The sequence below is a fragment of the Psychrobacter sp. NG254 genome (assembly GCF_015277735.1).
GTDB lineage: Bacteria > Pseudomonadota > Gammaproteobacteria > Pseudomonadales > Moraxellaceae > Psychrobacter.
This window is the reverse complement of the sequence record NZ_JADHDA010000009.1, coordinates 72,123-83,226: the sequence shown is the minus strand read 5'-3', so window position 1 is coordinate 83,226 and position 11,104 is coordinate 72,123. Positions and strand designations below refer to the sequence as shown.

The window sequence follows — 11,104 nt, the reverse complement described above, 5'->3', positions numbered from 1 at the left end:
GCGCCAGTGGCCGTGAATGATGCAAAATCAGGTGCTTCCGGCGCCACGGTTGACGTTGCCGTAGTGGGTAACGACACCGACCCTGAAAATGACATCGACCCAACCAGCGTCCTCATCACCCAAGCGCCAGTCGGCAGCACCATTGCCGCTGACGGCAAATCGGTCGTGGTCGATGGCGAAGGCACGTGGACGGTCAATCCAGCGACTGGCAACATCAGCTTTGCCCCAGAAGCCGGTTTTACCGCAGACCCAACCCCGATCAGCTACACCGTAAAAGACATCAATGGTTTGGTATCAAATGCCGCCACCGTCACCATCGATTATCCACAAACCGCGCCAGTGGCCGTGAATGACGAAAAGTTAGACCAAGTGTTTGGTTCTAATGTGACTCTTGAGGTATTAAGTAACGACACCGACCCTGAAAATGACATCGACCCAACCAGCGTCCTCATCACCGTGTCACCAGCAGGCGGCACCATTGCCGCTGACGGCAAATCGGTTGTGGTATCAGGCGAAGGCACATGGAGCATCAATGAGAACACAGGTGCCATTACGTTTGATCCAGAAAACGGATTTGTAGGTAACCCAACACCAATCAGCTACACCGTAAAAGACATCAATGGTTTGGTATCAAATGCCGCCACCGTCACCATTGACTACGAACAGCCGACTAGAATTGAAGTGACGCCACCAGGCCGAGTTTCTGAAGAAGGGTTGGTTGGAGGAAACCTAGACGATAATCCAGATTCATTTGATACTACTGATTCAGCAACGGATACAGAAGGTAACTGGGTTCGAGTAACTGATACGGATACGAATCTTGACAATGCAATAGTGAAGTTTGTATTGCCAGCTACTGATAACGGTATTACCAGTCAGGGTAATGATGTTGTTTTCCGGATTGATTCGGCTACAGGTAATATCGTTGGTGAGTATGAATATACAGACAGCAATAACATTACCCAAACTCAAACCGTACTGACTATAGGTTTTAATGGCAGTAAAGAAACAATCACTGATGGTTATCAGTTTGGCTACGATGTCACATTGAGTGCGCCAGTGGATCATACGGCAGGTGATAATGTTGAGGGTATACTGTCGGTCGACTTTGGTATTGAGGTGTTTGAAAATGCCACTGCTACTGAGTCATTAGTTAAGTCTGATGAGTTGCTGGCCATTATCGAAGATGACTCTCCTGTACCTCAGGCGTTGGTTTGGAACATCGATGTTCAACAAGAAACCATTACCGTTACTAACTTACAAACAGGCTTTACTAATTCATTGTTTACCGATCCGTCACGTGCTGTCACAGTTGCAGATCCTTCGTATTTAATTGCTGGCAGTCTTAATACCGCAGCTGGAAGTAGTGGCGATACCATTCCATTGCGTAACTATGGTGGTACGGTTGGTATATTATCCGCTGAATTAGATGCCACCTATACAGCAGCAGATGGCCTCCCTTACGTAGATACGCTAGACGAAGCCATTTATTGGGGTAGACCGGCTGATGCAACGACATCTCCTGCAGGATATACCACTTACGAAAATACTATCTACCAAGGTACGACGGGTCAACAGATTAAGTTTGGGAACGATATTGACTTAGGTGATTTCTCTCATATTAACTTTGGTGTGTTTGGAGATGGTGGTACGTTACTGGAGACCGAGCTAGATATTAATTTCAACGTTACTGTCAATGGTAACCCTCAGACAGTCGCTGTTGAGTACGAGATGCAGCATAATGAAACACCTAACAACTTAACGGCTGCTTCTTATGGACTAGACTCTGCAACTTATAGTGATGAATTTGTCCAAAGTGACTTTATTGTTATACCTAATGCATCTCGAATCATAGACATTGCAGGTCAGCAGTATCGCCTTGACATAACATTAGTCAATAAAGATCCTGACTTTACTATTGATTCTGATAAAAACAAAGCGTTTTTGAAAGTGTATCAGGATAATGATGGCTTCGATAATAATGGTGACGGGCTAGTTGATCAGTCAATGTATTCGGTTGTTGGTAAAGCAATTAATGGGTTCGCCAATCGAAACTCAAATAGTATAAATTATTATGATTTAAATAATAATAATATTTTAGGTGATGAAGGAGATGCACAACTCGTACTAAATTTAGATTCAGGCTATAGATATACCGTTATTGGTAACACTGGTGTTGCTTACATTGATGCTGATAAAAATGGTAGATCAGATGGTATTGACTTTGACGGCGATAACATCAATGACGCTGTTCTAGATGCTGCTGGTAATCTCGACTATGTTGTCTTTAGTACAAATGGTAGACGCGCTGAAGATACCGATAGTGACGGTATTATTGATAAATATGACAGCAATGGTGATAACATCGTTGATACTGGCTTTTCTTTAACTGAGTACGATTCAACTTTGGATGAAGACACTACCTTTGTGGTCAACAGTGTAGAAGGTGGAGAGAATACCTATGATGTGATAGGTAAGCTGACTCCTTTAAACGCAGTGCCTGTACTAGATAACAACGTCGTTATCGAAGGAAAGGTATCCGTTGGTGGGGATGCTATTGATTATCTCACCTCAACCAGCGCAGGTATTGTTTGGTCGGGTGTTTCCACGACAGACAGTGATGCAACCATAACGATAGTTGATACAGATGGCGATTCCACGAATTATGAGTTCCAGACCGATTATGGGTCGTTTATTGGCTATGCTGATGGCAGTTATAAGTTCAAGACAGTAGACAACATTGCTGATATCGTAAGAGCTGGTGTAGATGATGTTGATGTATTTAAATTTGAATTTACAGATTCTGACGGTGATACAGCAAACTCAACTGTTACTCTCAATTACAATGAATACGCAACACCGCAAAGCCCAGACTCAATAAATGATATTCCATCACGCACTACTGATGATAATGATTACTTAGTAGGTACGAACCAAGTTGAGACATTGAGTGGCGGCAAAGGCGATGATACGTTAATCGGCTTGAGCGGCGCAGATACTTTGTTAGGCGGCGATGGTAGTGACATTATCATATTTGATAGAAATGATGCTCGAATCGATGGTGGCGAAAACTCAGATGGTAGTCGAGATAATGATACCCTAGCGATTACTGATACGACTGCCGTGTCTAGTATCGATTTGAGTAACGTTACTAATTTTGAAACGATCAATATGGTTAATGACACTGCGCAAACGCTTAACTTAGGGCTGAGTGATGTTATTAGTATGACGGATAGTAGTAATCAGCTGTTCATTAAAGGTGATAGCCTCGATACCGTCAACATATCTGGTATGACCAAGTCAGCTACTTCTGATCAGGCCGGTTATGATCTGTATCAAGACAGCGGTAATACGGCGAGTCTATACATTCAAACTGTTATAGATGACAATATTATCTAATATTATGGAATAGACAGTAAAAAAGCGCTCCCAAAAGGGGGCGCTTTTTGATATAGGTAGGAAGGGGTATGGCAGTTACACAGAATCTGGGATGGTCTCGGTCATACTGACGCAGCTGAAAGTCCCAAGGGCTCAGAATGAAGGAGCGTAATCATGCGTATTCACAAATCGTTCTACCTTTACTATAAAATAAACCAACATATATAAACCCATCAAATATGAAATTAGCAAAACGAACGTTGTTGATTCCAACCAACTATGGAGCATGATGATGTCCTCTGTACCTCATTGCTTATATTCTTTTCGCCGCTGTCCCTATGCCATGCGCGCTCGTCTGGGACTCGTGTTTGCCAAGATGCCAGTGGCGCTGAGAGAGATTACATTAAAGAACAAACCAGAGCAGATGCTAGTGATTAGCCCGAAAGGGACAGTGCCGGTCCTACAAACCTCAGATGGCACAGTGATTGAAGAGAGTTTCGATATTATGATGTGGGCACTTGAGCACAACGATCCGCACACACTACTTGATGCCGATGTTTTGCATCAGGCCAACGCTTTGATAAAAAAGAATGACAATGAGTTTAAACAGTGGCTCGATCGCTATAAGTACGCTGATCGTCATTTAGACATGACTCAGACAGAGTATCGACAGCGAGGCGAAGTGTTTTTGCAGGAGTTAGAAACGTTATTGACGCAGAATACATATCTATTAGGGAATAGTATCACCATTGCTGATATTGGTATCATGCCATTTGTTCGCCAATTTGCACACGTGGATCGTGATGTTTTTTATGATTTGCCTTATCCAAAGCTGCAGCTATGGCTACAAAACTGGCTAGAGCATCCCTCGTTTGTGCAAGTGATGACTAAGTTCCAACCATGGCAGGAAGGCAATGAGGTGGTGATTTTTCCTTCTTAATATGCTGGTTACTCTATCAGCATTTGAGAGCAGAGATGCCTCTATGCTGATAAGCTTCTATAGTCGGTTTAATACAATGTAGAGACAAGCAAGGCAAGTGAAAATACTATAAATAGCAGGCTGAGCGAATCTGACGATGTATCTGATTTATGTGGAATTGACCATAAACAATAGGCGACCGCTATAATTGATATTACCTGCTAGCTGATATACAGCTTGCTCTCTAGCATATTTTTCATATGCAATAGGCGCGGGGCAATGTCTTCTTCAAGTTTGGTACGGCTAAGCACAAAGCTGGGCGCACCGCAGTTAAAGGTGAGCAAGCCTTCGGTAGGGTGCATCAGAGCAATGGCAACCGCATTGACGTCCTTTTGCCACTCACTTATCGAAAAACAGTAGCCATAATCCTCATAGTCTTGGAACGCTTTATCCAATCCCCGTCTAATCTTTATCCAGTCATCTTTGTATTTGGTACGAATGGCATTGAGGATAAATTCTTGCTCAGCAGGGGGCATGCTTGCCAAACAGGCTCTGCCCATCGAGCTTAGATGAATTGGTAAATAGGAGCCGATATTGCGCTGCATGGTGGTGGTGCCAGCGCCCTGTACGACATTCAGATAGACCATCATCAGCCGATCACGAGTCGCCATTGCAACCGCACTATTGGCATAATCTGCCAATTCTTCCATATAGGGCGTTGCGAGATTGTTTATCGAGATATTGGTCATCATGGTATAGCCAAAACCCAGCACACCAGTAGACAACTGATACTTACTGCTATTGGTTGATTGTTTTAGATAGCCCAACTTCACCAACGTATAGGTCAGACGCGTAATCGTGCCTTTAGGCAGACCTGTCAGCTGACTCAAGTCTTGGTTGCCCAAATAGGGCCGCTGCGGTGTAAAACAACGAAGCAGCTCAAGCCCGCGAGCCAATGCAGTGACAAATTGTCTGTCGTTTTTGTCTTTCATCTCTGCAATTGGCTCTAACAGTTCGATATGCATCTCACTGCTAGCGTCTTCGTCAGTCAGGGTATCATTAGTCATAGGTCGTCTATTATCCCCAATTAAGTTGGTACGAGTATCATAAAGTGTCGTTGCTGAGTTTTTCTACTCAGTATGGTTGCTAATTATCGCGACTCAATGCTGCCATCAAGAATGCTCTATAAGACGGTAGCAGTGTGCCATCACGCACTGTTAGGCGCTTATTACTTTTGCCTTATTATATCAATTTACCTCTAAACTTTCAGTATTGCCATGATGTGTTCAGCATTGAATATAACTCGATATCTCTTATATGATGAATATCAAGCAGGACAAGGCTAAGCCTCTTGCGGATCATACTGTTTTTCTTTGATAAACAGCGTTGGAATCAGACCGCATAAGAAATAAGCACCTGCCATAAGTAGCAAGCCTGCACCGATAGAATTGTGCATGGCCATGTAGCCAATGGCGACAGGCGCAATCACAGAGCCCAGTCGTCCAATATTGAAGGCACCGCCAATCGCAGTGCCTCTAATGGCAGTCGGGAAGCTTTCGGTTAAGTAGGTGGCGTTGATGGCATAAGGGATGCCATATAAGAAACCGAAGGTAATCATCAACCAACCGATGTTTTCTGGCGTGTGCATATATACCAAGATGGGAATGAATAGTGCTGTACCCATCGTACCAAAGGCAAATACTATTTTGCGTCCAATTCTATCAGCGACAAGCCCCGCCACGACCTTAGCGAACATCATGGTCAGGTAAGTACCCGCCATATATAGCGCCATCTCTTTAAACTTAATACCCAGTTCAGTCTCTAAATAAGACGGCAGCCAGTTACTCACACCAAAATACCCAAACAATAAAAGCCCTGAGCTCATCGACCATAAGATAAACATGATGCGATGCTTTGGGTTTTCAAAGATGGCTTTATAAGCATTTTCTGCTTTTTGATTCGGATCTTTTGCGCCGCTGAGTTTAAGCGCACGTGATTCTTTCCAAGACTGGGGTTCGGGCACCAAAAAATACATTGAGGCGGCTAGAATGAGGGGTAAAAATGTCAACAGATAAAGAGTGCGCCAGCCATAACTGGGAATAATCCAAGCCGAAATGCTGGTGATAACTAAAGACCCTAGCGTAAACCCAGTCATCAGTGCAGCCAGTACGGTGGTTCGGTGCTGGGTCGGCACCATCTCAGACATCAGCGTGTTGGTGGCAATGTACAAACTGCCAAGACCCAAACAAGCGACCACTCGAAGGGCTATAAACTGCTCATAACTCTGTACAAACCCACTAAATCCAGACAACACCGAAAACATAGCCGTCGCAATCACAATCACCCGTACGCGACCAAATCGATCACAGGCCCAGCCACCAAAAAATCCACCAATGGCCATACCAAATAATGACCAGCTACCCAAGGCACCCGCTTGTACGTTGGTCAAACCAAACTCTAACTTGAGACTTGACAGCGTAAAGGCAAGAATACCGATGTCAGCCCCATCACACAATAGAACCAGAAAACAGCACACGAAGGCCAATTTCCAAGGTTGATTGCGTACCAAGATGGCCTCTGGGTTTGACGTTATAGTGACACTTTTCACAATGTATATCCTTATCGTTGTGAATATGAGAAATTAATCTAATAAGAGGGGAGAGACGGCATCTGCATCCTAGCAAATACCGTGATACACGTTGACGGTTAAGAGATGTTTACTCGCTGACTTCTTTAATCATATTGCGGGCGATAATGACTTGCTGGATTTGGGTCGTGCCTTCATACAAACGATATAAGCGGACATCACGGTAGAAACGCTCAATACCGTAGTCTGCGATATAACCGGCACCGCCATGAATTTGCACGGCTCTGTCAGCCACACGGCCACACATCTCAGTGGCAAACATTTTGGCGCATGAGGATTCTGTGACCACATCTTTGCCTTCATCACGCAGACGTGAGGCATCGAGTACCATCGATTTGGCGGCATAGATTTCCGCTTTTGAGTCTGCAAGCATGCCTTGAATGAGCTGAAAACTGGCAATCGGTTGACCGAACTGCTTACGCTCGACGGCATACTTTAGAGCATCATCCAGCATGCGAGTGGCAGCCCCTGTACTTGCTGCCGCAATATGTAATCGACCTTTATCAAGGACTTTCATCGCGGTTTTAAAGCCCACCCCTTCGACGCCGCCAATCAATGCATCTGCAGGTACGACACAATTATCAAAGATGACATCACAGGTATGCGCGCCTTTTTGCCCCATTTTTTTATCGATTTTACCCAAGGTGATACCTGGGGTGTCGCTCTCCACGATAAACGCTGAAATACCACCAGAACGTTTGTTTTGTGGGTCGGTGCGCGCCATGACAGTAAAAATTCCTGCTTGCGGTGCATTGGTAATATAGCGTTTGGTGCCATTGATAATATAAGTGTCACCGTCTTTGATCGCTGTGGTTCTTAGAGAGGCCGCATCTGAGCCAGATTCAGGTTCTGTCAAACAAAACGAGCCAATAATTTCACCACTGGCAAGCCTTGGGAGGTATTTTTGTTTTTGTGCCTCGGTGCCATCAATGACCAGACCTGATGAGCCAATACCGTTATTGGTACCGATTAAGGAACGAAAAGCGGGAGAGGTACGCCCCAACTCAAATGCCAATGTGACTTCTTCTTCCATGGTCACACCAAGCCCACCATAGGCTTCAGGAATGGTTAATCCAAATAGCCCCAAGTCACGCATCTGCTGAATGATATCTTCTGGTAGGCGATCGTTCTCTGCTACCCAGTGCTCCATAGGCACTAGCTGATCGTTTACAAACTGACGGATGGTCTGAGTGATGTGGTCGAGGGTCTCTTTATCTCTAATCATGTGAATCTTCCTTGTTTGATGAATATCCAATATGGATCGTAGCGTTATGACGCTTATAACTTGCAAATAGGACTGTTTTATATTTGGCTGTTCCAAATTCGACTGTTTGAAGTAGTCGTTCAAAGCAACTGTCTAAAGGAGCCGTTTAAAATAACTTTTTAAAGAAAGCAAATGCCCTTGGAGAAACAGCATAATCGATGAATTGTAAAATTACAATACTTTTGGTTTAAAAAACCGCATTGCGGTATTTTTATAAGTTAATAGGCTTTTATTATCGATAATAATTTTAATTTAAGGGTTTTTTATACTTCACAAATGAAAATAAACAGTATATATTGGTTTTTGATATCGCTATGCGGTATTTAATTCATAAATTCACATACATAAAATGTTTTCAAAAGATTTCCATACTTATCGAAAAGAGATGTCTAAGGGAGTGATCATGGAAGAGCAACTCGTTATTTGTGAGCAACAAGGAGCTGGCGTCAGTGTTATCACACTCAATCGGCCTAACGTTCGTAACGCTTTGAATGCTGAGCTACGCCAGCAGCTGGCAGACCTATTCATTCAACTTAATGATGACCCAGACACTAGAGCCATTGTGCTGACAGGCGGTGATAAGGTATTTGCTGCTGGTGCCGATATCAATGCGTTCTTGACTGCCAAAACAGCCGATATGTATCTGCGCCATAGTGAGCGTTATTGGGACGCTATCAGCAACTGCCAAAAACCTATTATCGCCGCAGTCAATGGTTATGCGCTGGGCGGTGGCTGTGAGCTGGCTATGCATGCAGACATCATTATCGCGGGTAAATCAGCCAAGTTTGGACAACCAGAGATCAAAATAGGATTGATGCCAGGAGCCGGGGGCACACAGCGACTGTTTCGCGCGATTGGTAAGCACAAGGCCATGAAGATGGTGCTGACTGGCGACATGATCAGTGCTGATGAGGCCGATCAAATGGGCCTAGTGTCTGAAGTGGTTGAGGACACGGTGACTATCACGCGCGCTATCGAGATTGCCGCGCAATTGGCAGCTTACTCTCCCATTGCATTGGCACAAATCAAAGAGGTATCAATGCTGGGTGCGGATATGCCTTTGCAGGGTGCATTGGCGTTGGAGCGTAAGGCATTTCAGATGTTGTTTGATACCGATGACCAAAAAGAGGGTGCTCGCGCCTTTTTGGAAAAACGTAGCCCTGTCTATAAAGGCTGCTAAATGATTGGCATGTGTTTGATCATGCTCTATCTAATCAATCACTATCTAACCAATCAATACTTCCTTAATACAGAATAGAGAATCATTATGACCGTGAACACAATCGCCATTATTGGCACCGGGATTATGGGTATGGGTATTGCCCAAATCGCCGCGCAAGCAGGTATTACCGTGCTTTTATTTGATGCAAAAGCAGGCGCTGCTGAGCAAGGCCGTCAATCTTTACAAGTCATGCTTGAAAAGCTAACCGCCAAAGGCAAGTTTACCGATACGCAGCTTGCTAGTACGCTACAAAATCTGGTCGTCGTCTCTGAACTGTCCGAAATTAAACAAGCAGATGTGGTCATCGAAGCCATCATTGAAGATTTGGCCATTAAAAAGCAGCTGTTTAAACAGTTAGAGAAGATCGTCACTACCGAGACAATTTTGGCAACGAATACTTCTTCTTTATCAGTGACGGCAATCGCTGCTGACTGTAATTACCCAGAGCGAATCGCAGGGTTTCACTTTTTTAACCCAGTGCCGTTGATGAAAATTGTAGAGGTGATCCCTGGTATCTCAACTCACTCTGCAACCACACAAGTACTTAACGATTTGGCTATACGCATGGGGCACTTGGGTGTGGTGGCAAAAGACACACCGGGCTTTATCGTCAATCATGCAGGACGCGCGTATGGGACAGAGTCATTAAAAATAGTGGGTGAAGGGGTTGCCAATTTTGAGGAGATTGACCGTATCTTGCGTGACGGGGCAGGTTTTCGTATGGGGCCATTTGAGCTAATGGATCTCACAGGAATTGATGTGTCACATCCAGTCATGGAGTCTATTTATCACCAGTACTATCAAGAACCGCGCTATCGTCCGCATCCATTGACCCATCAAATGCTTACTGGCAAAAAACTGGGTCGTAAAGTTGGTGAAGGCTTTTATCACTATACAGAAAATAAAAAACAAGACGGCCAAAAATCTATCACCAATACCGTGCCACCACATGTCAAATCAGTATCTGAAACTGCCATCACCTCAGTGTGGGTAGGTGCAGATATGGCGGATGACAAAACCCAGCTGGTCGATTATCTAAATGCACATGGCGTCACTATCGATAACAATGAGCAGCCCGCAGCGGACAGTTTAGTATTGTTAGCGACTTATGGCGAGGACACGACGAATGCGGCTATCCGGTATCAGGTTGACCCCGCTCAAACCGTAGCCATCGATATGTTAACTGATTTATCAAAACACCGTACCTTAATGCCAAGCATGGTGACGCAGGCTAAATTTGTGGCGCAGGCTTATGCGTTGTTTGCTAAAGCTTCAGAGCATCAGGCGACTGAAAATCACGCTACTAAAAACGAAGTAGAAAAGCAGACAGGCACGATGGCCACATTGATTGGTGAAAGCACAGGGTTTGTGGCGCAGCGTGTGGTTGCTATGGTGATCAATTTGGGCTGTGATATTGCCATGCAAGGCATTGCGACGCCTGAAGATATTGATAATGCTGTCAAGCTTGGGTTAGGTTACCCATCTGGCCCCATCTCTTGGGGCGATAAGTTAAGCGCTAAGCGTATTCTGCTTATTCTGACACGCATTTATAAGTTGACAGGTGACCCGCGTTATCGCCCAAGCCCATGGCTACAGCGCCGTGCGACACTTGATATCTCACTTCTTACGCAGCAAACCAATTGCTCGCTTTAATACTTGAGTCATTTGAGCAGA

7 protein-coding genes are annotated in these 11,104 nt (G+C 44.6%); 4 read left to right on the top strand and 3 right to left on the bottom strand.

Features of this window, described 5'->3' with window-relative positions:
* Both IP510_RS13540 and IP510_RS13535 read left to right on the top strand, forming a co-directional pair.
* The coding region (locus IP510_RS13540; protein WP_265087605.1) for an Ig-like domain-containing protein at positions 1-3,399 on the top strand (3,399 nt) is incomplete at its 5' end.
* 271 nt (positions 3,400-3,670) lie between these two features.
* Complete coding sequence (locus IP510_RS13535) at positions 3,671-4,318, top strand: glutathione S-transferase (protein ID WP_194365349.1); 648 nt, start codon at positions 3,671-3,673, stop codon at positions 4,316-4,318.
* Between the two features lie 200 nt (positions 4,319-4,518).
* On the opposite strand, the gene IP510_RS13530 is transcribed toward IP510_RS13535, so the two are convergent.
* From IP510_RS13530 to IP510_RS13520, 3 genes are all read right to left on the bottom strand, one after another.
* Positions 4,519-5,364, bottom strand: a complete 846-nt coding sequence (locus IP510_RS13530) for an IclR family transcriptional regulator (protein WP_194365348.1) — start codon at positions 5,362-5,364, stop codon at positions 4,519-4,521.
* Positions 5,365-5,639: 275 nt separating this feature from the next.
* Positions 5,640-6,905 carry an MFS transporter gene (locus tag IP510_RS13525; protein WP_194365347.1) on the bottom strand — a complete coding sequence of 422 codons (1,266 nt, stop codon included), beginning with the start codon at positions 6,903-6,905 and terminating at the stop codon, positions 5,640-5,642.
* A gap of 109 nt (positions 6,906-7,014) precedes the next feature.
* Entirely contained in the window at positions 7,015-8,169 is a 1,155-nt protein-coding gene (locus IP510_RS13520) for an acyl-CoA dehydrogenase family protein (RefSeq protein WP_194365346.1), read from the bottom strand.
* A 442-nt stretch (positions 8,170-8,611) separates the two neighbouring features.
* Between IP510_RS13520 and IP510_RS13515 the strand changes: the two genes are divergently transcribed.
* Positions 8,612-9,388 (top strand): enoyl-CoA hydratase, encoded by a 777-nt coding sequence (locus tag IP510_RS13515; RefSeq protein ID WP_194365345.1) that lies wholly within the window; start codon positions 8,612-8,614, stop codon positions 9,386-9,388.
* Between the two features lie 87 nt (positions 9,389-9,475).
* The gene (locus IP510_RS13510; protein WP_194365344.1) at positions 9,476-11,083 is read left to right on the top strand and encodes a 3-hydroxyacyl-CoA dehydrogenase; all 1,608 of its coding nucleotides are present in this window, start codon (positions 9,476-9,478) and stop codon (positions 11,081-11,083) included.
* The last annotated feature ends 21 nt before the right edge of the window (positions 11,084-11,104 follow it).

What these genes read in the sequence shown, in the direction of transcription:
- IP510_RS13535 (WP_194365349.1), top strand. Translation starts at nt 3,671, where the DNA reads ATGTCCTCTGTACCTCATTGCTTATATTCTTTTCGCCGCTGTCCCTAT.
- IP510_RS13530 (WP_194365348.1), bottom strand. Translation starts at nt 5,364, where the DNA reads ATGACTAATGATACCCTGACTGACGAAGACGCTAGCAGTGAGATGCAT.
- IP510_RS13520 (WP_194365346.1), bottom strand. Translation starts at nt 8,169, where the DNA reads ATGATTAGAGATAAAGAGACCCTCGACCACATCACTCAGACCATCCGT.
- IP510_RS13515 (WP_194365345.1), top strand. Translation starts at nt 8,612, where the DNA reads ATGGAAGAGCAACTCGTTATTTGTGAGCAACAAGGAGCTGGCGTCAGT.
- IP510_RS13510 (WP_194365344.1), top strand. Translation starts at nt 9,476, where the DNA reads ATGACCGTGAACACAATCGCCATTATTGGCACCGGGATTATGGGTATG.